Origin of the sequence: Nonomuraea sp. JJY05 (genome assembly GCF_043496855.1) — a bacterium.
In the GTDB taxonomy this organism is placed as follows: domain Bacteria; phylum Actinomycetota; class Actinomycetes; order Streptosporangiales; family Streptosporangiaceae; genus Nonomuraea.
In genome coordinates, this window is sequence record NZ_JBIEIS010000009.1 from 290,733 (window position 1) to 314,095 (window position 23,363).

Here is a 23,363-nt window from a genome sequence, read left to right on the forward strand (position 1 = left end):
CGTGGCGGCGTGGGGATGGAATCTGGGGGCGGGCGGGGTGGTGTGCCGGCGGATTGGTGGGGTTGGGGTTTGGGCGGGGGATGGAGTGGGGACGACTCGCTCCCCATGCCGCAAATCGTGGACCTGTGGCGGGAATTTCTTTGCCCACGTCCGGGGTTTGGGATAGGGAGTTCGGATGTTGGGATGGGGCCGAATGTTCGCAATGCGGACGTGGCGGGCACCATTCCGGCAGCGTGCGGTAACCTCTACCCACGATATGCAGCAGGGCCAACGTCGTCCCCGCCTGTAGAGCAGTTAGAGACAGACGATGACGACGGGAGGGATTAAATGCCTGCTGCCCACCTCGGGTTCCCCGAGCCCCAGGGCCTGTACCACCCCGCCAACGAGCATGATGCCTGCGGTGTCGCCATGGTTGCCGACGTCGCGGGGCGCCGTGGGCACGGGATCGTGGTCAAGGCGCTGACGGCTCTGTGCAATCTTGATCATCGGGGGGCCAAGGGTAGCGAGCCGGACACCGGCGACGGAGCCGGGATCCTGACGCAGATCCCCGATGGGTTCTACCGCGAGAGCGTGCCGTTCGCGCTTCCCCATGCCGGCGCGTACGCGACCGGCATCGCCTTCCTGCCGTTCGACGAGCAGGCCAGGGGCGTCGCCACCGGCCTGATCGAGGAGATCGCGGCCGAGGAGGGCCTCACCGTGCTCGGCTGGCGCGAGCTGCCGGTCGACCGCGAGCTGCCCGGGCCCAGCGCCAGGGCCGTCATGCCGCACTTCGCCCAGCTGTTCGTGGCCGACCCCGGGGGCCGGGAGGGGCTGGAGCTCGACCGGCTGGCCTTCTGCCTGCGCAAGAGGGCCGAGCACGAGGCGGACGTCTACTTCCCCTCGCTGTCCGCCAGGACGATCGTCTACAAGGGCATGCTCACGCCCGACCAGGTCGAGCCGTTCTTCCCCGACCTGAGCGACGAGCGTTACGAGACGGCGATCGCGCTGGTGCACTCGCGCTTCTCCACCAACACGTTCCCGAGCTGGCCGCTCGCCCACCCGTACCGCTACATCGCCCACAACGGCGAGATCAACACGGTCAAGGGCAACCGCAACTGGATGCGGGCCCGTGAGGCGATGCTGGAGTCCGCCCACATCCCGGGCGATATTTCACGACTTTTCCCCATCTGTGACCCGGATGGCAGCGACACCGCCAGCTTCGACGAGGCCCTGGAGCTCCTGCACATCGGTGGCCGGAGCCTGCCCCACGCCGTGCTGATGATGATCCCGGAGGCGTGGGAGAACCACACGGAGATGGACCCCGCGCGCCGGGCCTTCTACGAGTTCCACTCCTCGATGATGGAGGCCTGGGACGGCCCCGCGTCGATCACGTTCACCGACGGCACCCTGGCCGGCGCCGTGCTCGACCGCAACGGCCTGCGCCCCGGCCGCTTCTGGGTGACCGCCGACGGCCTGGTCGTGCTGGCCTCCGAGGCCGGCGTGCTGGACTTCAAGCCCGAGGACGTGGTCAGGAAGGGCCGCCTGCAGCCGGGCCGCATGTTCCTCATCGACACCGCCCGCGGCAAGATCATCGAGGACGACGAGATCAAGGCCGAGCTGGCCGCCGAGCTGCCGTACGAGGACTGGCTGCACGCGGGGCTCGTCCGCTTCGAGGAGCTGCCCGCCCGGCAGCGGGAGATCCCCACGCACGAGGCGCTCGTCAAGCGGCAGCAGACCTTCGGCTACACCGAGGAAGAGCTGCGCATCATCCTGTCGCCGATGGCCAAGGCGGGCCAGGAGCCGATCGGCTCCATGGGCACCGACACGCCCGTGGCCGTGCTGAGCGAGAAGCCGCGGCTGCTGTTCGACTACTTCACGCAGCTGTTCGCGCAGGTCACGAACCCGCCGCTGGACGCCATCCGTGAGGAGCTGGTCACCTCGCTGGCCAGCACCATCGGTCCCGAGGGCAACCTGCTCGACCCGGGCCCGTCGTCGTGCCGCCAGCTCGTGCTGCCGTACCCGGTGATCGACAACGACGAGCTCGCCAAGATCATCCACATCAACGACGAGCACGACCTGCCGGGCTTCCACCCGTACGTCATCAGCGGCCTGTACGAGGTCGCCGGCGGCGGCGAGGCGCTGCTGAGCCGCCTGGAGGAGATCAGGGCCGAGGCGTCCGAGGCGATCGCCGGCGGCGCGCGGATCATCGTGCTGTCCGACCGCGGCTCGTCGGAGACGCTGGCGCCGATCCCGTCGCTGCTGCTGACCGGCGCGGTGCACCACCACCTGATCCAGGAGAAGACCCGCACCAAGATCGGTCTCGTGATCGAGACCGCCGAGGCCCGCGAGTGCCACCACATGGCGCTGCTCATCGGGTACGGCGCCGGCGCGATCAACCCGTACCTCGCGATCGAGACCATCGAGGATCTGGTCGACACCGGCGCGCTCGAGATGGACAAGCGCAAGGCCGTGCGCAACCTGATCAAGGCGTACGGCAAGGGCGTCATCAAGGTCATGTCCAAGATGGGCGTGTCCACGGTGGCCTCCTACACCGGCGCGCAGATCTTCGAGGCGCTCGGCCTGAGCCAGCAGGTCATCGACTCCTGCTTCACCGGCACCACCTCCCGCCTCGGCGGCGTCGGCTTCGACGTGCTGGCCGAGGAGGTCGCGCAGCGCCACCGCCACGCCTACCCGCGCGCGGAGAACGCTCACCGCAGGCTCCAGGTCGGCGGCGAGTACCAGTGGCGGCGCGAGGGCGAGCCCCACCTGTTCAACCCCGAGACCGTCTTCAAGCTGCAGCACGCCACCAGGACCCGCCGCTACGAGATCTTCAAGGAGTACACGAACCTCGTGGACTCCCAGGCGGAGCGGCTGATGACCCTGCGCGGCCTGTTCAAGCTGCGCAAGGGCAACCCGATCCCGATCGAGGAGGTCGAGCCGGCCTCGGAGATCGTCAAGCGGTTCTCGACGGGCGCGATGTCGTACGGCTCCATCTCCATGGAGGCGCACGAGACGCTCGCCATCGCGATGAACCAGCTGGGCGGCAAGTCCAACACCGGCGAGGGCGGCGAGGACCCCGAGCGGCTCTACGACGCCGCCCGCAGGTCAGCGATCAAGCAGGTCGCCTCCGGCCGGTTCGGCGTGACCAGCGAATACCTGGTGAACGCGGCCGACCTGCAGATCAAGATGGCCCAGGGCGCCAAGCCCGGCGAGGGCGGCCAGCTGCCCGGCCACAAGGTCTACCCGTGGATCGCCAAGACCAGGCACTCCACGCCCGGCGTCGGCCTCATCTCGCCGCCGCCGCACCACGACATCTACTCGATCGAGGACCTGGCCCAGCTCATCCACGACCTGAAGAACTCCAACCCGGAGGCCAGGGTCCACGTGAAGCTGGTCGCCGAGGTCGGCGTCGGCACGGTGGCCGCGGGCGTGTCGAAGGCGCACGCCGACGTGGTGCTCATCTCCGGGCACGACGGCGGCACCGGCGCCTCGCCGCTCACGTCGCTCAAGCACGCGGGCGCGCCGTGGGAGCTCGGCCTGGCCGAGACCCAGCAGACGCTCCTGCTGAACGACCTGCGCGACCGCATCGTCGTCCAGGTCGACGGCCAGCTCAAGACCGGCCGCGACGTCGTCATCGCCGCGCTCCTCGGCGCCGAGGAGTACGGCTTCGCCACCGCGCCCCTCGTCGTCAGCGGCTGCGTCATGATGCGGGTCTGCCACCTCGACACCTGCCCCGTGGGCGTCGCCACGCAGAACCCGGAGCTGCGCAAGCGCTTCAGCGGCAAGCCGGAGTTCGTGGTCAACTTCTTCGAGTTCATCGCCGAGGAGATCCGCGAATACCTCGCCGAGCTGGGCTTCCGCTCGCTCGACGAGGCGATCGGGCACGTCGAGATGCTCGACATGTCGGCGGCCGAGGACCACTGGAAGGCCAGCGGCCTCGACCTGGCGCCGATCCTGCACCAGCCCGAGCTGCCCGCGGGCACCGCGCTGCGCAGGGTCGTCGAGCAGGACCACGGCCTGCAGCACGCGCTGGACAACACGCTGATCCAGCTCGCCGAGGGCGCGCTCAACGAGGGCACCCCGGTCACGCTGGAGCTGCCCATCCGCAACGTCAACCGCACGGTCGGCACCATGCTCGGCTACCAGGTGACCAAGCGGTACGGCGGCCAGGGCCTGCCCGACAACACGATCGACATCTCGTTCACCGGCTCGGCGGGCAACTCGTTCGGCGCCTTCGCGCCACGCGGCATCACGCTGCGGCTGACCGGCGACGCCAATGACTACCTCGGCAAGGGCCTGTCCGGCGGGCGGATCACCGTCCGGCCGCACGAGGAGGCCCCGCTCGACGGCCACATCATCTCCGGCAACGTCGCCCTGTACGGCGCCACGTCCGGTGAGGTGTTCGTCCGCGGCGTCGTGGGCGAGCGGTTCTGCGTGCGCAACTCCGGCGCCACGGCGGTCGTCGAGGGCGTGGGCGACCACGGCTGCGAGTACATGACCGGCGGCCGGGCCGTCGTCCTCGGGCCGACCGGGCGCAACTTCGCGGCCGGCATGTCGGGCGGCATCGCCTACCTGCTCGACCTCAAGGCCGAGCGGGTCAACCGCGAGATGGTCGCCATCGAGACGCTCACCGAGGAGGACGGCGAGTTCCTCAAGGAGACCGTCGAGAAGCACTTCGCGGAGACCGGCTCGCCGGTCGCCAAGGAGCTGCTGGCCGACTGGGACGCGGCGCTGGGCCGGTTCGGCAAGATCATGCCGACCGACTACAAGCGGGTGCTGGCCGCCGCCGAGGCCGCCCGCATCGAAGGCAGGGACATCGACGAGGCCGTCATGGCGGCCGCGGTGCAGTCATGACCCGCCGTAACGAGCCCTGCCGCCATGGCGGGCTGTTCTGGCCGAAGCACGTGCAGGGTTAAAGGAGGCGTACCGAATGGCTGACCCCAAGGGTTTTCTCACGCATGACCGGGAGCTGCCGGCGCGCCGCCCCGTGGACGTCCGCATCAGCGACTGGCGCGAGGTCTACCAGGACTTCTCGCGGGAGAAGCTGACCAAGCAGGCGGCCCGCTGCATGGACTGCGGCATCCCGTTCTGCCACAACGGCTGCCCGCTCGGGAACCTCATCCCCGAGTGGAACGACCTCGTCTACCGCACCGACTGGCGCGAGGCGATCGAGCGGCTGCACGCCACGAACAACTTCCCCGAGTTCACGGGCCGGCTCTGCCCGGCCCCGTGCGAGGCGGCGTGCGTGCTCGGCATCAACTCCGACCCCGTGGCGATCAAGCGGGTCGAGGTCGAGATCATCGACCGGGCGTTCGCCGAGGGCTGGGTGACCCCGCAGCCCCCGGCCGTCAAGACCGGCAAGAGGGTCGCGGTCGTCGGCTCGGGCCCTGCGGGCCTGGCCGCCGCGCAGCAGCTCACCAGGGCCGGGCATGACGTGGTCGTGTTCGAGCGGGCCGACCGGATCGGCGGCCTGCTGCGCTACGGCATCCCCGAGTTCAAGATGGAGAAGCGGCACATCGAGCGCCGCCTGGAGCAGATGCGGGCCGAGGGCACCGAGTTCCGCACCGGCGTCAACGTCGGCGTCGACATCACCGCCGCCGAGCTGCGCGAGCAGTTCGACGCCGTGGTGCTGTCGGGCGGGGCCACCCAGTGGCGCGACCTGCCGGTGACCGGGCGCGAGCTCAAGGGCGTCTACCAGGCGATGGAATACCTGCCGCTGTCCAACAAGGTCCAGGAGGGCGACTTCGAGACCTCGCCCATCTCGGCCGAGGGCAAGCACGTCGTGGTGATCGGCGGTGGCGACACCGGCGCCGACTGCATCGGCACGGCGATCCGGCAGGGTGCCGCGTCCGTCACCCAGCTCGAGATCATGCCCCAGCCGCCGGCGAGCAGGCCCGGCAGCCAGCCGTGGCCGACGTTCCCCATCCTGTTCAAGATGGAGAGCGCCCACGAGGAGCTGGCCGACGGCGGGGGAGAGCGGGTCTACGCGGTCTCCACGACCGAGTTCGTCGGCGACGCCGACGGCAACGTGCGGGCGCTGCGGCTGGTCGAGGTCGAAGGGCCGCAGGCCGGGTTCAAGCCGATCCCGGGCACCGAGCGCGAGATCCCGGCCGAGCTGGTGACGCTGTCGATGGGCTTCCTCGGCCCGGAGAAGGGCTCACTGCTGCAGGACCTGGCCGAGGCCGCCGGTGACGGCTTCTACGACGCGCGGGGCAACGTCTCGCGTGACAAGACGTACATGTCCAAGGTGGACGGCGTCTTCGTGGCCGGCGACATGGGCCGCGGGCAGTCGCTCATCGTGTGGGCCATCGCCGAGGGGCGGGCCGCCGCCTCGGGCGTGGACCGGTACCTGACCGGGGAGACGGCACTGCCGTACCCGATCCTGCCGACCGCGCGGCCGCTGGTTTAACGAGGAGAGGCCGGGACCGCTCAGCGCGGTCCCGGCTTTTTCACGCGCATTCGTGGGCGATGGCGTCGAGGACCCGCTGGGAGTCGGCGTCGGCGGCGCGGTAGATGACCAGCCGCTGGCCGGGGGCCTGGATCGGGGCCAGCACCTCGTAGTCGACGGTCAGCGGGCCCTTGACGGCGTGCCGCAGCCGCTTGCGGCCCCGGCCGTTCACCCGGACGTCGCGCAGCGCCCACAGGCGGGCGACCTCCTCGCTGCCGGCGGTGAGCTCGTCGACCAGCTCGATCAGCGCCTTGTCGTCGGGATGGGCCGCCCACGAGGCCCGCAGGTCGGCGATGCCCTCGCGCAGCGTGCGCTCCCTGTCGCGGTAGAAGTCGCGCAGGCCCGGGTGGAGCATGCACAGCCACAGGCTGTTGCGCTGCTGCGGCGGCAGCGTGCCGAAGTCCATCATCAGCCCCGCCATCTCCGGGTTCCACGCGAGGATGTCGAAGCGGTGGTTGAGCAGCATGGCGGGCAGCGGCGACAGATCGAGCACGAGCCGCGCCAGCGGACCAGCCTCCTCCGCGGCGGGCGCCTGCCGGTTGGGGCGCTGGCGGGCCAGCTCGAACAGGTAGGCCCGCTCGTCCTCGCTCAGCCGCAGCGCCTCGGCCAGCGCCTCCAGCACCTCGGCCGAGGGACGCAGGCCGCGGCCCTGCTCCAGCCGGATCACGTAGTCGACGCTGACGCCCGCGAGCTCGGCGACCTCCTCCCTGCGCAGGCCCGGCGTGCGCCGCTGGGCGCGACGGGCGGGCAGGGCGACGTCGCCCGGATCCAGGCGTTCGCGGCGGGTGCGCAGGAAGGCGGCGAGCTCGCGGGTCTGGTCCACGGTGTTCATCCCTTCGATCCTACGACCCGCCTGCCTAGGAAGGCCCGTCCCAGGAAAAGCCTTCCCTTCCCCCTGGATCCCGGCCGGAGCAGCCTTGATGGCATGACGACTCTTGACACCTACCGCCTGCTCGGCCGCTCGGGACTGCGCGTCTCGCCGCTCGCTCTGGGGACCATGACGTTCGGTACGGACTGGGGCTGGGGCTCGGACAAGGACGAGTCGCGGCGGATCTTCGACACGTACGTGGAGCGGGGCGGCAACTTCATCGACACCGCCAGCCAGTACACCGAGGGCACCGCGGAGACGCTGATCGGCGAGTTCGCGTCGGGACGGCGCGAGGAGCTGGTGCTGGCCACGAAGTACACCATGGCCAGGCGGGCCGGCGACCCGAACTCCGGCGGCAACCACCGCAAGAGCATGGTGCAGTCGGTCGAGGCGAGCCTGCGCCGGTTGAACACCGACTTCATCGACCTGCTCTACCTGCACGCCTGGGACTTCACCACCCCCGTGGAGGAGATCCTGCGGGCCATGGACGACCTGGTCAGGGCGGGCAAGGTGCTCTACGTGGGCATCTCCGACGCGCCCGCCTGGCAGGTGTCGCGCATGCAGGCCATCGCCGACCTACGCGGGTGGGCGCCGCTGATCGCCCTGCAGATCGAGTACAGCCTGGTCGAGCGGACCGTCGAGCGCGACCTCATCCCGATGGCGCGGGAGATGGGGCTGGGCGTCATCCCATGGTCGCCCCTGGCCGGCGGGGTGCTGACCGGCAAGTACAGCCGGGACGACCTCGCCGAGGAGATCTCCGCCGACCCGTCCGGCACGCGCAAGAACGTCGCGGCGGCCAACGGGTCGCTGACCGAGCGCGCCCTGGACATCGCCGACGTCGTGAAGCAGGTCGCCGGCGAGCTCGTGGTCAAGCCCTCGCAGGTCGCGCTGGCCTGGACGACGCTCAACCCCGGCGTCACGGCGCCCATCGTGGGGGCGCGCACGCTGGGGCAGCTGGAGGACAACCTGGGAGCCCTGGACGTGCGCTTCAGCGACAGTCAGCTGGCCGCGCTGGAGGAGGCCAGCCGGGTGGATCTCGGATTCCCGCACGAGTTCCTGGCCCGGCCGATGCCGCGCCAGGTCATCCTGGGCGGTGTCAAGCTCGACCTCGCCCGCTGACCCCTTGCGTTGAGGCGCCCGTCTGTACGGCGGGCGCCTTCGCATGTCCGGGGAATTGCACTCCCTGCAAGGCTTGCAGAGTGTGCAAGGGTTGCGTACAGTGCAAGGTATGGAGAGTCCGCAGCAGCGTCGAGACCGTCGGCGGGCCGAGAAGCGGCAGGCCATCCGGATGGCCGCGGTGAAGCTCGCGCTCGACGAGGGGATCGAGGCCGCGACCGTGGAGGCGATCAGCGCGGCGGCCGACATCTCGCCGCGCACCTTCTTCAACTACTTCGCCTCCAAGGAAGAGGCGCTCGTCATGGAGCCTCTCTGGCACCCTGAGGAGCTCGTCGGCATGCTCACGGAAAGGCCCGCCGGCGAGCCCGCCTTCCAGGCGCTGAAAACGGTCATGCGGACCTTCGCCGTCCGGAGTCAGCGGATCTGGACGGACATGGAGCCGTTCATGGAGCTGCGCAAGCGCCACCCCGAGCTGGCGGCCAAGGCCAGGGCGGCCGACGAGACGAAGATCATGGAAACGGTCTTCGAGGCCGTCAGGAGCCGTCCGGGCGTCACCGGTCCCATGCACGCCAGGCTGCTCATCGTGGCCTCGTTCGGCGCGGCCATCTCGGCGATCCAGGAGGCGACGGCCGGCCGCGGCTCGGTGGAGGACCTGCTGGAAGAGGCGTTCACGCTGCTCGAGAACGGGCTCTGACCCCATAGAGGAAGCGGCGACCGGGGTGGCACCCCCGATCGCCGCCGATCACTCCTGCCCTCGCGAAAGAAGCAAGGAGACGACCAATGCTATCCACAACCACAGCCGAGGCCGCACCTGGGCGCTCACTCTGGGTGAGCATGGGCTCACTCATGCTCACCATGTTCCTGGCCGCCGTCGACCAGACCGTGGTGGCGACCGCCATGCCGACCATCGTGGGCGAGCTGCACGGCCTGGAGAGCCTGTCGTGGCTGGTCACCGCGTTCGCCCTGACCTCGGGCATCGCCACGCCCCTCTACGGCAAGCTCAGCGACATGTACGGCCGCAAGAACCTCTACCTGTCGGCCATCGTCCTGTTCGTCCTGGGCTCGGCCCTGTGCGGTCTGGCGCAGTCGATGGGCCAGCTCATCGCCTTCCGGGCCTTCCAGGGCATCGGGGCGGGCGGTCTCATGGTGCTGACCATGACCATCGTCGGCGACCTGGTCACGCCCCGCGAACGGGCCAAGTACCAGGGCATCTTCGGCGGGGTCTTCACCCTGGCCTCGATCGCCGGGCCGATCCTCGGCGGCTACCTCACCCAGCACGTCTCCTGGCGCTGGATCTTCTACATCAACCTGCCGCTCGGCGTGATCGCGCTGGCCGTGGCGTTCGCCGTGCTGAAGCTGCCCAAGCGCGTCTCCCCGCACCGGATCGACTGGCTCGGCGCCGTGCTCATCTCCGGGGTGCTGACCTGCCTGACGCTGTTCGCCTCCTGGGGCGGCACCCTCTACGCCTGGTCCTCGCCGGTCGTCATCGGGCTCGGCGGCGGCGCGGTGCTGCTGGCCGTGCTGTTCGTGCTGGTGGAGCGGGCGGCGGCCGAACCGGTGCTGCCGCTGCGGCTGTTCCGCGACCGGATGTTCACGATCCCGGTGGCCTGCGTCGTGCTCATGGCCACCGCGATGCTCGGCGCGGCCACGTTCCTGCCCGTGTTCCTGCAGCTGGCCACCGGGGCGAGTGTGGCGGACTCGGGGCTGCTGCTGCTGCCGATGATGATCGGGATGGTCGTCTCGTCGACGCTGACGGGGCAGCTGGTGCACCGGTTCGGCCGGTTCAAGTGGTTCATGGTCACGGGGACGGCGCTCGCCGGGGTCGCCGGGTTCCTGTTCTCCACCATGGACTTCGGGACCAGCGGGTTCGTCTCCGGCGCGTACATGGTGCTCTTCGGGGCCGGGCTCGGCATGGTCATGCAGAACGTGCTGCTGGTGGTGCAGACCAGCGCCACGGCGGCGGAGCGGGGCGCGGCGACCTCGGCCGTCACGTTCGCCCGGGGCGTCGGCGGCGCGGTGGGCGTGGCGGTGCTGGGCGGTGTCTTCAGCGGCAGGCTCGCGCTGGGGCACGCCTCGCTCACGCCCGAGGCCATCCAGGCGCTGCCTGAGGCCGCGCGGCACGCCACGCAGCTGGCCTTCTCCGACGCCATCAGCGGGGTGTTCGCCTGGGTGGGGCCGATCCTGCTGGCCGCCGCGTTGCTGCTGGCCTTCCTGAGGGACGTACGGCTGACCGACCAGGTCCCGTCCGAGCCGGCCCCGAAGTCCGGCGTACGGGCCTGAGCCCAGGGCCGAGCGGATCCCGCACCCGGGGTCCGCTTAGCCACCTATAGTCCGAAATTTCATCAGTAGGTTGCATCACCTGGTAACTGTCGGGAAGATGCAGAATCTGCGGCAGTGGGTGGATGGGGGAACAATGCGGCGAGTCGCCTCGGGCTTGACAGCGCTGGCCGCCGTGGTCGCGATGGCCGCCTGCTCGCCCGGCACATCGGACACCCCTTCCCGCCCCGTCTCCTCCGCGGGCCCCGAATACCTCGTCTTCTACACCGAAGGCGGGCAGCGCCAGGCACAGCAGGCCGTCGAACGCGCCGGCGGCACCACCCTCGCGAACGACGCCAAACTCGGCTACCTGACGGCCACGGGCGGTGGCGCCAGGTTCGTCGAGAGCGTGGGCGCCGACGGGTCCGTCGTCGGGGTGTCCCCGGACCGCAGCATCGGCTTCGCCGAGGCCGGCCGCGCCGCCCCCGTCACCCGCCGTACCGGAGGAGCCAAGGCGCGCACGGTGGCCGCCCTCTCCACCCGCGGTACCGGAGGAGCCGAGGCCCGGACGGTGGCCTTCCCCGACGCGCGGTCGCTCATCAAGGGCGCCTCGGGAGAGCCGCTCGCCGGCCGCCAGTGGGACATGCGGATGATCGGCGCCGACCGCGCCAACGCCAAGGCGCCCGGCAGCAAGCAGGTGCTGGTCGGCGTCATCGACACCGGCGTGGACGGCAAGCACCCCGACCTCGCCCCTAACTTCAACCGCGAGCTCAGCCGCAACTTCGTCACCGACAAACCCAAGGACGAGGACGGCGAGACGCTCGACGGTCCGTGCGAGGTCAGCGGCTGCAAGGACCCGGTGGACGAGGACGACGACGGCCACGGCACCCACGTGGCCAGCACGATCGCCGCCCCGATCAACGGCCTCGGCATCGCGGGCGTCGCCCCCGGCGTGCAGATCGTGAACATCAGAGCCGGCCAGGACTCCGGATTCTTCTTCCTCAAGCCCAGCCTCGACGCGCTCACCTACGCCGGCGACATCGGCGTGGACGTCGTGAACATGAGCTACTACGTGGACCCCTGGCTGTTCAACTGCACGGCCAACAAGGCCGACTCCAAGAAGGAACAGCTCGAACAGGCCGCCGTCATCACCGGCATGCAGCGGGCGCTCGACTACGCCCGCCAGCGCGGCGTCACGCTCATCTCCGCCCTCGGCAACGGCTCCACCGACCTCGGCCACCCCAAGGTCGACAAGGAGAGCCCCGGCTACCCGGTGGGCGAGAAGAAGGAGCGCAAGGTCGACAACTCCTGCATCAACGTGCCCGCCGAGTCCACCGGCGTGATCTCGGTCGCCGGGCTCGGCCCCTCCGGCCGCAAGGCGATCTACAGCGACTACGGCGTCGAGCAGGCCGATGTGTCCGCGCCGGGCGGCGACGCGCTGGACGGCAAGGGCGCCAGGGCCACCCGTTCGATCCTGGGCGCCGCGCCCGAGAACGTCCTGCGGGCCGCCGGGCGGATCGACGCCAAGGGCGAGCCCAAGGGCGCCGACGTCGTCAAGGACTGCAAGAACGGCACCTGCGGCTATTACCAGTACCTCGACGGCACCTCCATGGCCGCCCCGCACGCCACGGGAGTCGCCGCCATCCTCATCAGCCGCTTCGGCAAACCCGGCAGGGGCGGCCTCGAACTGGCCCCGGCCACCGTCGAGGACCTGCTGTACAAGACCGCCACCCCCAAGCCGTGCCCCACGCCCCGCCAGTACGTGTACAAGGCCTACGGCCAGGACATCACGCAGGTCTGCGAGGGAGACCAGGCGGACAACGGCTTCTTCGGGCACGGTGTCGTGGACGCCTGGAAAGCGGCTACCGTCGAACCATGATGTATCGCATCATCGCGGAGGCCGCGATGGTGATGCACTTCGCGTTCCTGGTCTACCTGGCCGTGGGCGGGTTCCTCGCGTGGCGCTGGCGGCGTACGCTCTGGGCGCATCTGGCCGTGGTCGGCTGGGGCCTGGTCTCGATCGTGACCGGCGTCGAGTGCCCGCTCACCGTGATCGAGGACTGGGGACGCCGCAATGCCGGGCTGGCCGGGCTGCCTGCCGGCGGATTCATCGACAACTACATCGAGGGCGTGATCTACCCGGAGCAGTACACGAACTTGGTACGTCTGGGGGTTGCCGTTCTCGTTCTGTTCTCTTACGTAGGCTACGTTCTCCGTCGTCAGTGACTGCCAAGTGGTCTGTACCAATTAAGGTAGGACTCGTGACTCGTCGCGCGAAAATCGTCTGCACCCTAGGCCCCGCCACTTCGTCCAAAGAACGCCTCCGCGAGCTGATCGCCGCAGGCATGGACGTGGCACGGTTCAACCTCAGCCATGGCAATCATGACATGCACAGAGAGGTCTACGACCGGGTCAGGGAGGTGGCGGCCGAACTCGGCCGCGGTGTAGGCGTGCTCGCCGACCTGCAGGGCCCCAAGATCCGTGTCGGCACGTTCGAGGAGGGCCCCGTCAGGCTGGGCTTCGGCGACGTCTTCACCATCACCACCGAAGACGTCCCGGGCGACCGCGAGCAGGTCTCCACCACCTACAAGGGGCTGCCGAACGACGTGCGCCCCGGTGACACGATCCTCGTCGACGACGGCCGCCTCGTGCTCGAGGCCACCCGCGTCGACGGTGAGCGCATCACCACCCGCGTCGTCATCGGCGGCATGATCTCCGACAACAAGGGCCTCAACCTGCCCGGCGTCAACGTCAGCGCCCCCGCCCTGACCGACAAGGACGAGGCCGACCTGCGCTGGGCGCTGCGCACCGGCTTCGACATGATCGCCCTGTCCTTCGTCCGCCGCCCGTCCGACGCCGACGTGGTGCGCAACATCATGGAGCAGGAGGCCGTACGCCTGCCGCTGATCGCCAAGATCGAGAAGCCGCAGGCCGTCGACCGCCTCCCCGAGATCGTCGACGCCTTCGACGGCATCATGGTCGCCCGCGGCGACCTCGGCGTCGAGCTGCCGCTGGAGCAGGTGCCGATCGTGCAGCGGCGCATCATCGAGCTGTGCCGCGAGAAGGCCCACCCGGTCATCGTCGCCACCCAGATGCTCGACTCGATGATGAACGCCCCGCGCCCCACCCGCGCCGAGGCCTCCGACGTGGCCTACGCGGTCATGGACGGCGCCGACGCGGTCATGCTGTCGGGCGAGACGTCGGTCGGCAACTACCCGATCGAGTCCGTGTCCACGATGGACCGCATCGCCTGCGCCGCCGAGGAGACGTCCCTGCACGCCACCCACAAGCTGGAGCGCATGCCGGAGACCACCGGCGGCGCCATCGCGCGCGCCGCGGCCGAGGTGGGGGCCGTCGTCGGGGCCAAGGCGCTGGTGGCCTTCACGATGTCCGGCGAGACGGCCCGCCGCCTGGCCCGCTACCGCTCGCCGATCCCGCTGCTGGCCTTCACCTCGTCGCCGCACGTGCGGGGGCAGCTGTCGGTGACGTGGGGGGTGGAGACGTTCCACGTGCCGTTCGTGCACCACACCGACGACATGGTGCGGCAGGTGGAGGCGTCGCTGCTGTCGTCCGGGCGGCTGGAGAAGGGCGACAAGGTGGTCATCGTGGCCGGCTCGCCTCCCGGCACCCCGGGCTCCACCAACGCCCTGCGCGTCCACACCATCGGCTCCGCCGTCTCCCACGCGCACTGAATTTTACGGCTTCGTGGGCGGGCACCGTCCGCCGACCGTGGCTGGGGCTTTTTGGGGTCTTTTCTGGCTAGCCACGGTCGGCACCACCCGCCGACCGTGGCTAGGGCTTTTAGGGTTTTTTACGGCCGGCCACGGTCGGAACCATCCGCCGACCGTGGCTGAGGGCCCTCCAGGGAGACGCTCACCCGCCTCACCGGCGCGCCGCCGTAGCAGCGTGCCGTGAGCCATCTCCGTGGTTTTCGCCTGACCGGCGCGCCAGGGGACGTGCGGTGCGCCCAGGGCGCCTTCGGGCTCCGGCCTGGCCGTGCGCGGAGGATGCCTGCGTGCTCCGGTTGGCCGTGCGCCGAGGGATGCAGGGCGCCCACGGTGCTGCCTGCTCTTGCTTGACGGCGGCCCCACCGCCATGCGCCCAGCGACGTGCGCTGTGTCGAGGGGTGGGCGCCACCCGCGGGGTCAGCGGGGCCGTCGGCGGGCGGCGCTGGTTGTCAGGGCGCCGCCCGTGGGAGCGGTCGGTGTGTCAGTTGGCGTGCAGGGCGGCGTTCAGTTCGATGCCGCCGCCCGTGCGGGGCACCGCCTCCACCGCGCCCGACTGCGAGTTACGGCGCAGCAGGACCCCGTTCGAGCCGGACAGCTCGGCGGCCTTCACCACCGTGCCGTCCGGGAGCGTCACCTTCGTGCCCGCCGTCACGTAGAGCCCGGCCTCCACCACGCAGTCGTCGCCCAGCGAGATGCCGATGCCCGCGTTGGCGCCGAGCAGGCAGCGCTCGCCGATCGAGATGACCTGCTTGCCGCCGCCGGACAGCGTCCCCATGATGGAGGCGCCGCCGCCCACGTCGGAGCCGTCGCCGACGACCACGCCGGCCGAGATGCGGCCCTCGACCATGGAGGCGCCCAGCGTGCCGGCGTTGAAGTTCACGAAGCCCTCGTGCATGACCGTGGTGCCGCTCGCCAGGTGGGCGCCCAGGCGCACCCGGTCCGCGTCGGCGACCCGGACGCCGGAAGGCAGCACGTAGTCCACCATCCGCGGGAACTTGTCCACCCCGTACACCGTCACCGCGCCCCTCGCCCGCAGCCGCAGGCGCGTCCGCTCGAAGTCGGACACCGGGCAGGGGCCGAAATTGGTCCACACGACGTTGGCGAGCAGGCCGAAGACGCCGTCCAGGTTGACCCCGTGCGGCCTGACCAGGCGCGCGGACAGCAGGTGCAGCCGCAGGTAGACGTCGTGGGCGTCCACGGGCGCCTCGGAGAGCTTGGCGATGCCGGTGCGCACCGCCACCACCTCCACGCCCCGCGCCGCGTCGGGACCCGTCAGCTCGGCCAGCTCACCGGCCTCGCCGGCGGAGAGCCGCTGCGTGCCCGTCGCGGGCGCGTCGCCCAGCTCGGGGGCGGGGAACCAGGTGTCGAGTACGGTGCCGTCGGCGGCGATGGTCGCGAGGCCGACGCCGAACGCGCCGGTCGAGGTGGGATCGATAGCAGTCACGGGCCCAAAAATACCGTTTCCGGGTCAGCCGAGGGCGCCCAGGTCGGCGGAGAGCCAGTGCTCGGGCCGCATCCGGAACGTCATGAGCACGTGCAGGTCCGAGCCCTGCACGTATCCCTCCACCGCGTCGGGCGGCAGGTAGCGGGAGGAGATGCGTGTCAGGTCCTCCAGCGTCGTGGGCCCCGAGTGCACGACGGGCCCTTCGACGGACACGTACCGGTAGGTCGGGCTGGCCCGCTGCACCAGCATCGAGAACCTGGTCGCCTTCGCGATCAGTTTGGCCTTGCGCGAATCGCCGTCCGTCAGGAAGCGGATCTCGCCGCCGGGGACGTAGTCGTACCAGACGGGCACGATCAGCGGCGCGCGCCCGTCACCCGTCTCCACCGCCAGGCTCGCGATGTGCGGCTCCGCCAGGAACGCCTCCCTCGCCGCCACGCTCAACGGCATGCCGCCCCACCCCCGTCTGCATCGATCTTGAGACGGCTATTCCCGGTGGGAGCGGTCCCGAAAGCTGCTCAATCGCAGCTTTGCCCAGGTGATCCCCGTTCGCGGTGGCATGCCGGGCCGCGACCGTCGTCGCCGTGCGGACGAACGCCGCCAGCGCCCGCGACCGCGCCCCCTCCGGCCAGGCCAGCACGACCGTCGTCGGGGGGCCGTCGAGCACCGGCACGCACACCAGATCCCGCCGCAGCTGATCCCGCACCGACTCCGGGGCCACCGCGATCAACCGCCCCAACGCCACCAGCTGCATCAGCATGGAGGGATCGTTCAGGTCGGAATGCCGGCCCGGCCAGCACGGCGTCGGGTCGTCCTCCAGCTCGGCCAGGTGCACGAAGGGCCGCGTCGCCAGCCGGTGCCCGGGCCGCACGATCGCCACGCTGCCCTCCTCCCGGAGCGGCTCGCTGTCGAAGCCCGCCAGATCCTCGTACGGGCTGTGCAGGAACGCCACGTCGGCCGTGCCGTCACGCAGCATCCGCGCCCGCTCCGTCACCGCGCACAGGACCAGGTCCACCTCGACGGCGTCCGGATGGACGCGGTAGGCGGCGAGGATCTCCGGCAGCAGGCCGCCGTCGCCGCCCGCCTTCATCGCCACCACCAGCCGGGGCTCGGCGCGCCCGGCCCGCTGAGTGCGCGCCGTCGCGGCGGCCACCGCGTCGAGGACCTTGGCCGCCTCCCTGAACAGCACCTCGCCCGCCGGAGTCAGCGAGATCCGCCGCCCCGACCGGTCGAACAACGTCACCCCGAGCCGCCGCTCCAGCTTCTGGATCGCCCTCGACAGCGGCGGCTGCGCCATGCCGAGCCGCTCGGCCGCCCGCCCGAAGTGCAACTCCTCCGCGACGGCGGCGAAATAGGCCAGCTCGCGCGTTTCCATACCCTCAGGGTATGGCCCATGACCCACCGGGTGTTGGCCCCGGAACGGCCGGCGATGGTGTGCTTCCCGATATGACGGACAAGACCACAGCCCTGGTGACCGGGGCGAACAAGGGCATCGGATACGAGGTCGCCGCCGGGCTCGCGCGCAAGGGCATGACGGTGCTGCTCGGCTCCCGCGACCGGGCGCGGGGGGAGGAGGCCGCCGCCCGGCTCCGCGCCGAGGGCGGCGACGTGCGCCCCGTCGTGCTGGACGTCACCGACCCGGCCACGATCGACGCCGCCGCCGCCACGCTGACCCGCCTCGACGTGCTGGTCAACAACGCCGGCATCTCGGGCCCCATGGGCGACCCGCCCAGCGCCATGTCCCCGTCGATCGTCCGGGAGGTGTTCGAGACGAACGTCGTCGGCGTCCTCATGGTCACCAACGCCATGCTCCCCCTGCTCAGACGCTCACCGGCGGCCCGCATCGTGAACGTCTCCAGCGGCGTCGGCTCCCTCGCCCACCACACCGACCCCGGCCACTACATGTCGGCCCTGCCGCCCTCGGCCACCTATCCCGTGTCCAAGACCGCGCTCAACTCCCTGACCGTCCAGTACGCCAAGGAACTGCGCGAGGAAGGCATCCTCGTCAACGCCGCCGCCCCGGGCGCCTGCGCCACCGACCTCACCAGGGACCTGCCGTACGAGCTCACGCGCACGGCCGCGGACGGAGCCGCCGTCGTCATCCGCCTGGCCACCCTCGGCCCGGACGGCCCGACGGGCGGCTTCTTCGACGACGCCGGGATCGTGCCCTGGTGACCGGTCAGTATTTCGGGCCGACGTGAAGATCGAGCAGCTCCACCGCCTCTCGTCGGGCGACCGAGAGCTCGTCGCGGTTGTTGAACCGCCAGGCCACGCCGAGCCGATGGGGCGGTCATGCTTCTTACCGGGGCCGTGCTGCGGAACAGGTGCGGCCAGTGCTTGGAAAGGCTTCCTGACCTCGGTGCAGCCGTTGCGCCTGCGCCGGCTCACCGCCGAGGCGGGCATCACCCGCGCCATGGTGGCGGCGGCTTCTTCGATGAGGCCGGGCCGGCTGTCGTCGCAGTAGACGGTGAGCAGGTGGACCCCCTTGGGCAGCGCACGATGTGGCCGTCGCTGAGGTAGAGACCGAGCAGGTGGGCATAGCCGTCGGCGGGCGCCGGAGAGAGCGGAATCGGCGCACAACGGGCGCAACCGTGGGCCATGGGGGAGTGAGTCTCGGGCACCTCGCGCCACCGGCGGATGGTGCTCGGGCTGACGCCGGTCTGGCGACTCGCCTCGACGACGCTCAGCCCGGACTCCAGCAGGCGTAGCGTACGATTGCGTAGAGCGAGCTCGTGCATGCGGAGAGTGGCGCAGGCGGGTATGACAAAACCGCCCGGTCGAGAGGCCGGGCGGTTGAAAAGTGCCCCGGGTGGGATTCGAACCCACACTGAATGGATTTTGAGGCCATCTTCTCTGCCGTTGGAATACCGGGGCATTTCCGGATTTACGGTGCATCCTAGCGCCGAGCTAGATCGCCTGCCGACCGCCAGCGTGGCTCTAATGTACCGGACATCGGTACTCTTCTGCTCGTGAGTACGCAGCGGCGAGTAGTGATCGCGGAAGACGAGGCCCTGATCCGCCTCGACCTCAAGGAGATGCTCCAGGAGGACGGCTACGTCGTCGTGGGCGAGGCCGGGGACGGTGAGCAGGCGATCCGGCTGGCCGCCGAGCTGAGGCCGGACCTCGTGATCCTGGACGTGAAGATGCCCGTGCTCGACGGCATCTCGGCGGCCGAGCGGATCGTGGCCGAGCGGATCGCCCCGTGCCTGATCCTGACCGCGTTCTCCCAGCGTGACCTGGTCGAGCGGGCCAGGGACGCGGGGGCGATGGCTTATCTGGTCAAGCCGTTCACCAAGGCGGATCTGGTGCCGGCGATCGAGATGGCGGTCAGTCGGCACGAGGAGATGGTGGCGCTGGCGGCCGAGGTGTCGAGCCTGTCGGAGCGGCTGGAGACCAGGAAGCTGGTGGAGCGGGCCAAGGGTCAGCTGATGACGCAGCACGGCTGGAGTGAGCCGCAGGCGTTCAGGTGGATCCAGAAGGCGTCGATGGATCGGCGGTTGAGCATGCGTGAGGTTGCTCAGATCGTTATAGACGACGCGGCCGAGCGGAGCTGAAGAAGGCCAATATCAGCTCTTTCGGGCCGGTGGGTTGTGGTGTGGTCACGAGTGGGCATCCAACCGGCTTCGAGTGCTTTTCGTGGGAGGTGTCCCGGCGCGTAACTGATGGGCGGACGGAAGGTCCGCTCATCTCGAACGGAGACGCTTTCGATGATCCGTATTTCCCGCGCGCCGGTCGCCGCCACAGCGATCCGCGTACCGGTGCTCGCCGCCGCCCGCTTACCGGTCGCCGTCGCGGCGGCGTGCCTGGTGCTGGTCGCGTGTTCGGGCGGAGGTACGACCGCCGCCCCCGCCGGGTCCTCCTCGGCTCCGCCCTCCTCGGCCGCGGCCGCGAAGAAGGGGGACGGCACGCTGACGATCGGCACGGTGCTGCCGCAGACGGGTTCGCTCGCGTATCTGGGCCCGCCCATGTTCACGGGGGTGAACCTGGCGCTCAAGGAGGTGAACGAGGCGGGCGGGGTGCTGGGCAAGCCGATCACCAAGTACGACACCGACTCGGGTGACACCACCACGAACATCGCCTCGCAGTCGGCCGACAAGCTGCTGACGCAGAAGGTGGACGCGATCGTGGGCGCGGCGTCCTCGTCGGTGTCTGAGTCGATCATCGACAAGATCACCAGGGCGGGGGTCGTGCAGTTCTCGCCGGCCAACACCTCGGACAAGTTCACCACGATCAACGACCGGGGGCTGTACTTCCGCACGGCTCCGCCGGACAAGCTGCAGGGGCGGGTGCTGGGTGACCTCGTGGTGGCCGACGGCAACGACACGGTGGGCATCCTGGCCATGCAGGACTCCTACGGCACGGGTCTGGCCGACCAGGTGCAGAAGACCGTCACCGACGGCGGTGGCGAGGTCGTCGAGCGGGTCGACTACGACCCGAAGGCGCCTGACTTCTCCGCCGACGTGGCCAGGATCAAGGCCAAGAACCCCAAGGGCATCGTGCTGATCGGGTTCGAGGAGACGGCGAAGGTCGTGGCGGAGCTGGTCAAGCAGGGGCTGACGGCGGACAAGTACAAGTGGTACATGGTGGACGGCAACATGTCGAACACCAACTTCGCCAGGGCTCCGAAGGGCACGCTCAAGGGCGTCAAGGGCACGCTGCCCGGCGCGGCGGCGCCCGAGGCGTTCCAGAAGAAGCTGCTGACGGTCAATCCCAAGCTGACCGAGTTCACGTACGCGGCGGAGTCGTACGACGCGGTGACGCTGATCGCGCTGGCGGCCGAGGTGGCCAAGGACGACTCGGGGGCGGCCATCGCGGCGAAGCTGGTGGACGTGAGCAAGGGCGGCGAGAAGTGCATCGGCTTCAAGGAGTGCGTGGACCTGCTGAAGGCCGGTAAGGACATCGACTACGAGGGCGTCAGCGGGCCGGTCGACTTCAACGAGGTGGGCGACCCGTCGGTGGCGACGATCGGGGTCTACCAGTACGGCGCGGACAACAAGTTCGACGCGGCGAAGGCGCTCGAATATCGCCAGGGCAACATCGCGGGCTGAGGGGCGCCCGTTACAGCCCAGATCCGGACATTTCCGGATCTGGGCTGTCTTGTGCTCCGGCAACACCGTAACTCACACGAAACACATCATTACTATCAGTGTTTGGGACATTACGAATCCGCATAAAAGCCGCGTAAGAACTCCCCATCACCTGTTCGAACAGGCATGCTGAGCTCGGAAAACCCAGCGAAGGTGATCGTTCCTTCGTTGAGATAGGGGGAGTCTCTTTTATGATCCGCATTGCTCCAACGGGGCGCGTGCTGGCCGTCGCGGCCGCGGCGAGCCTGGCTCTGACGGCCTGTGGCGGTGGCGGTGGCGACACGGCCGCGAAGCAGTCCGAGTCGGCGGCCCCGTCCACGGCGGCCTCCTCGGCCCCCGCGGCGAAGGGCGACGGCACGCTGACCCTGGGCACCGTGCTGCCGCAGACGGGGTCGCTCGCGTTCCTCGGCCCGCCCGAGTTCGCCGGCGTGGACCAGGCCGTCAAGGAGATCAACGAGGCCGGCGGCGTGCTCGGCAAGCCGATCACCAAGGTCCACACGGACTCGGGTGACACGAGCACGAACATCGCCTCGCAGTCGGTGGACAAGCTGCTGGCGCAGAAGGCCGACGCCATCATCGGCGCCGCGTCGTCGTCGGTGTCGGAGTCGATCATCGACAAGATCACGGGTGCGGGGGTCGTGCAGTTCTCGCCGGCCAACACCTCGGACAAGTTCACCACGATCAGCGACAAGGGCCTGTACTTCCGTACGGCGCCGCCGGACAAGCTCCAGGGCCGCGTGCTCGGCGACCTGATCGCCGCCGACGGCAACGACACCATCGGCATCCTGGCCATGCAGGACTCCTACGGCTCCGGCCTGGCCGACCAGGTCACCAAGACCGCCGAGGAGGCCGGCGCCAGCGTGGTGGAGCGGGTCGACTACGACCCGAAGTCGGCCGACTTCTCCGCCGACGTGGCCAAGATCAAGGCGAAGAACCCGAAGGCGATCGTGCTGATCGGCTTCGAGGAGGGCGCCAAGGTCGTGGCCGAGCTGGTCAAGCAGGGCCTGACGGCGGACAAGTTCAAGTGGTACATGGTGGACGGCAACATGTCGAACTCCAACTACCTGAAGATGCCCAAGGGCACGCTCAAGGGCGTCAAGGGCACCATCCCCGGCGCCGAGGCGCCCGAGGAGTTCAGGAAGAAGCTGCAGGAGCTCGACCCCAAGCTGACCGACTTCACGTACGCTGCCGAGTCGTACGACGCGGCGAACCTGATCGCGCTGGCCGCCGAGGCGGCCAAGGACGACTCCGGTGCCTCCATCGCCGCCAAGCTGCCCGAGGTGAGCAAGGGCGGCGAGAAGTGCAAGAGCTTCAAGGAGTGCGTGGACCTGCTGAAGGCCGGCAAGGACATCGACTACGACGGCCTCAGCGGCCCGATCGAGTTCGACGACGCCGGTGACCCGGCGGTGGCCACGATCGGCGTCTACCAGTACGGCGACGACAACAAGTACCCCGGCAAGGCGCTGGAGTACCGCACCGGCAAGATCGAGGGCTAGGCCTTCCGACAAGAATCCTGCTCATCGGACTGCCGCCCCAGGCTTGTGCCCGGTCAACGCCGTAGCGGCAGTTCGCTTGGCAGGTTTCTCATCGTCCCAATCCGCACGTCTTCATCGCCCAGGGGATGAGGCGGTCCTGCAGCGGCTTGGGCGGCACCACGATGACCACGCGCTCCTGACCCCCGTCGATGCTGGCCCGTACGGGGAACAGGAAGGCCTTCTTGGCCTCGGCGAACGCGTGAGGGTCGCAGCGGCCGGGGGTGAGCGCGATCGGCACCTCCAGCCGCTGCCGACCGGCGGCCAGCACGCCCAGGGGCCGGTGCTCGGGCGTGACGATGAAGTGGGTGGTCCCGCCCATGTCGGTCACGGTGACGGCGCCGTTCCCGCGCCGGGTGATCACCAGGTTGCCCCGCATGGCCTTGCCGACGTCCTTCCACTCCGGGCCGAACTCGATGTCCGCCGCCTCCTTGATCAGGAACTCCGAGCACTCGTCGCGCAGCAGCCTGGCCAGCAGCGGATCGGGGTGGGGGACGCTGAAGACCACCTTCCGCGGCTGCTCGGAGCCGGTGCTGACGTGCGCCACGACTGTGGCAGGCTGGAGTTGGGGCAGCCCCTGGGGCAGGCAGTTGGCGGGCCCGTACGTGATGCGCAGGTCCGTCCGCTCGGTCTTCTTGATGGTGGCGTCGGTCCTTTGCGCCGGCAGGGTTTCGAACGAAGGCGTGACCAGCTGGACGTCGGCGAAATAGACCGGTGTGTCCTTGGTGTTGCGGACGGCCACTTCCAGCGCGTGCACGGGCTCGTCCGAACGCCACTGCGCCAGCGAGACGGATACTCCCGCCGGGGGCGTCGCGGGTGGCGGGGAAGGCCGTCCGGAGGCTCCGCAACCGGCGAGGAGGAGCACCATGGCGAGGGGAACCGTAAAGCGCTTCACTCGATGCAGATTA

18 protein-coding genes and 1 tRNA gene are annotated in these 23,363 nt (G+C 69.8%); 13 read left to right on the forward strand and 6 right to left on the reverse strand.

What is annotated here, in order from left to right; genetic code table 11:
- The first annotated feature begins 327 nt into the window (after positions 1-327).
- A complete protein-coding gene (gene gltB, locus ACFKCF_RS16435) occupies positions 328-4,833 on the forward strand; it encodes a glutamate synthase large subunit (protein WP_394494402.1) in 4,506 nt (1,501 codons plus the stop codon).
- Between the two features lie 76 nt (positions 4,834-4,909).
- On the forward strand, positions 4,910-6,388 hold the full coding sequence (locus ACFKCF_RS16440) for a glutamate synthase subunit beta (RefSeq protein ID WP_394494404.1): 1,479 nt from the start codon (positions 4,910-4,912) through the stop codon (positions 6,386-6,388).
- A gap of 40 nt (positions 6,389-6,428) precedes the next feature.
- Here the strand turns inward: ACFKCF_RS16440 and ACFKCF_RS16445 are convergent, their stop codons facing one another.
- Complete coding sequence (locus ACFKCF_RS16445) at positions 6,429-7,259, reverse strand: helix-turn-helix domain-containing protein (protein ID WP_394494406.1); 831 nt, start codon at positions 7,257-7,259, stop codon at positions 6,429-6,431.
- A gap of 93 nt (positions 7,260-7,352) precedes the next feature.
- On the opposite strand from ACFKCF_RS16445, the gene ACFKCF_RS16450 reads away from it, so the two are divergent.
- The 6 genes from ACFKCF_RS16450 (at position 7,353) to pyk (ending at position 14,359) form a co-directional block, all read left to right on the forward strand.
- A complete protein-coding gene (locus ACFKCF_RS16450) occupies positions 7,353-8,414 on the forward strand; it encodes an aldo/keto reductase (RefSeq protein WP_394494408.1) in 1,062 nt (353 codons plus the stop codon).
- Between the two features lie 109 nt (positions 8,415-8,523).
- Positions 8,524-9,105 (forward strand): TetR/AcrR family transcriptional regulator, encoded by a 582-nt coding sequence (locus ACFKCF_RS16455; protein ID WP_394494409.1) that lies wholly within the window; start codon positions 8,524-8,526, stop codon positions 9,103-9,105.
- 86 nt (positions 9,106-9,191) lie between these two features.
- The gene (locus ACFKCF_RS16460; protein WP_394494411.1) at positions 9,192-10,691 is read left to right on the forward strand and encodes an MDR family MFS transporter; all 1,500 of its coding nucleotides are present in this window, start codon (positions 9,192-9,194) and stop codon (positions 10,689-10,691) included.
- Positions 10,692-10,824: 133 nt separating this feature from the next.
- A complete protein-coding gene (locus tag ACFKCF_RS16465) occupies positions 10,825-12,546 on the forward strand; it encodes a S8 family peptidase (protein ID WP_394494412.1) in 1,722 nt (573 codons plus the stop codon).
- A complete protein-coding gene (locus ACFKCF_RS16470) occupies positions 12,543-12,893 on the forward strand; it encodes a DUF2784 domain-containing protein (RefSeq protein WP_394494414.1) in 351 nt (116 codons plus the stop codon). Before ACFKCF_RS16465 ends, ACFKCF_RS16470 begins: the two co-directional genes overlap by 4 nt.
- Before the next feature lie 35 nt (positions 12,894-12,928).
- Positions 12,929-14,359: a pyruvate kinase gene (gene pyk / locus ACFKCF_RS16475; protein WP_364832680.1), complete on the forward strand. Its 1,431-nt coding sequence runs from the start codon at positions 12,929-12,931 to the stop codon at positions 14,357-14,359.
- Positions 14,360-14,876: 517 nt separating this feature from the next.
- Here the strand turns inward: pyk and dapD are convergent.
- Genes dapD through ACFKCF_RS16490 form a run of 3 tightly spaced genes read right to left on the reverse strand, consistent with a single transcriptional unit; the run spans position 14,877 to position 17,211 of the window.
- A complete protein-coding gene (dapD, locus tag ACFKCF_RS16480) occupies positions 14,877-15,839 on the reverse strand; it encodes a 2,3,4,5-tetrahydropyridine-2,6-dicarboxylate N-succinyltransferase (RefSeq protein WP_394494415.1) in 963 nt (320 codons plus the stop codon).
- Between the two features lie 24 nt (positions 15,840-15,863).
- Entirely contained in the window at positions 15,864-16,286 is a 423-nt protein-coding gene (locus ACFKCF_RS16485) for a pyridoxamine 5'-phosphate oxidase family protein (RefSeq protein WP_394494417.1), read from the reverse strand.
- Positions 16,210-17,211, reverse strand: coding sequence for a LysR family transcriptional regulator (locus tag ACFKCF_RS16490; protein WP_394494419.1), 1,002 nt, complete (start codon positions 17,209-17,211; stop codon positions 16,210-16,212). The genes ACFKCF_RS16485 and ACFKCF_RS16490 overlap by 77 nt, the downstream gene beginning before the upstream one ends.
- Positions 17,212-17,282: 71 nt before the next feature.
- On the opposite strand from ACFKCF_RS16490, the gene ACFKCF_RS16495 reads away from it, so the two are divergent.
- Positions 17,283-18,011 (forward strand): SDR family oxidoreductase, encoded by a 729-nt coding sequence (locus ACFKCF_RS16495; protein ID WP_394494421.1) that lies wholly within the window; start codon positions 17,283-17,285, stop codon positions 18,009-18,011.
- A 22-nt stretch (positions 18,012-18,033) separates the two neighbouring features.
- Positions 18,034-18,300 (forward strand): hypothetical protein, encoded by a 267-nt coding sequence (locus tag ACFKCF_RS16500; protein WP_394494423.1) that lies wholly within the window; start codon positions 18,034-18,036, stop codon positions 18,298-18,300.
- Positions 18,301-18,637: 337 nt separating this feature from the next.
- Here the strand turns inward: ACFKCF_RS16500 and ACFKCF_RS16505 are convergent.
- Positions 18,638-18,710, reverse strand: a tRNA-Leu gene (locus tag ACFKCF_RS16505).
- A gap of 95 nt (positions 18,711-18,805) precedes the next feature.
- Here ACFKCF_RS16505 and ACFKCF_RS16510 point away from each other — a divergent pair.
- The 3 genes from ACFKCF_RS16510 (at position 18,806) to ACFKCF_RS16520 (ending at position 22,419) form a co-directional block, all read left to right on the forward strand.
- Positions 18,806-19,390: an ANTAR domain-containing response regulator gene (locus tag ACFKCF_RS16510; RefSeq protein WP_394494425.1), complete on the forward strand. Its 585-nt coding sequence runs from the start codon at positions 18,806-18,808 to the stop codon at positions 19,388-19,390.
- 153 nt (positions 19,391-19,543) lie between these two features.
- Positions 19,544-20,884, forward strand: coding sequence for an ABC transporter substrate-binding protein (locus ACFKCF_RS16515; protein WP_394494427.1), 1,341 nt, complete (start codon positions 19,544-19,546; stop codon positions 20,882-20,884).
- A 230-nt stretch (positions 20,885-21,114) separates the two neighbouring features.
- A complete protein-coding gene (locus tag ACFKCF_RS16520) occupies positions 21,115-22,419 on the forward strand; it encodes an ABC transporter substrate-binding protein (RefSeq protein WP_394494429.1) in 1,305 nt (434 codons plus the stop codon).
- A gap of 88 nt (positions 22,420-22,507) precedes the next feature.
- On the opposite strand, the gene ACFKCF_RS16525 is transcribed toward ACFKCF_RS16520, so the two are convergent.
- The gene (locus ACFKCF_RS16525; protein ID WP_394494431.1) at positions 22,508-23,350 is read right to left on the reverse strand and encodes a hypothetical protein; all 843 of its coding nucleotides are present in this window, start codon (positions 23,348-23,350) and stop codon (positions 22,508-22,510) included.
- Between the last annotated feature and the right edge of the window lie 13 nt (positions 23,351-23,363).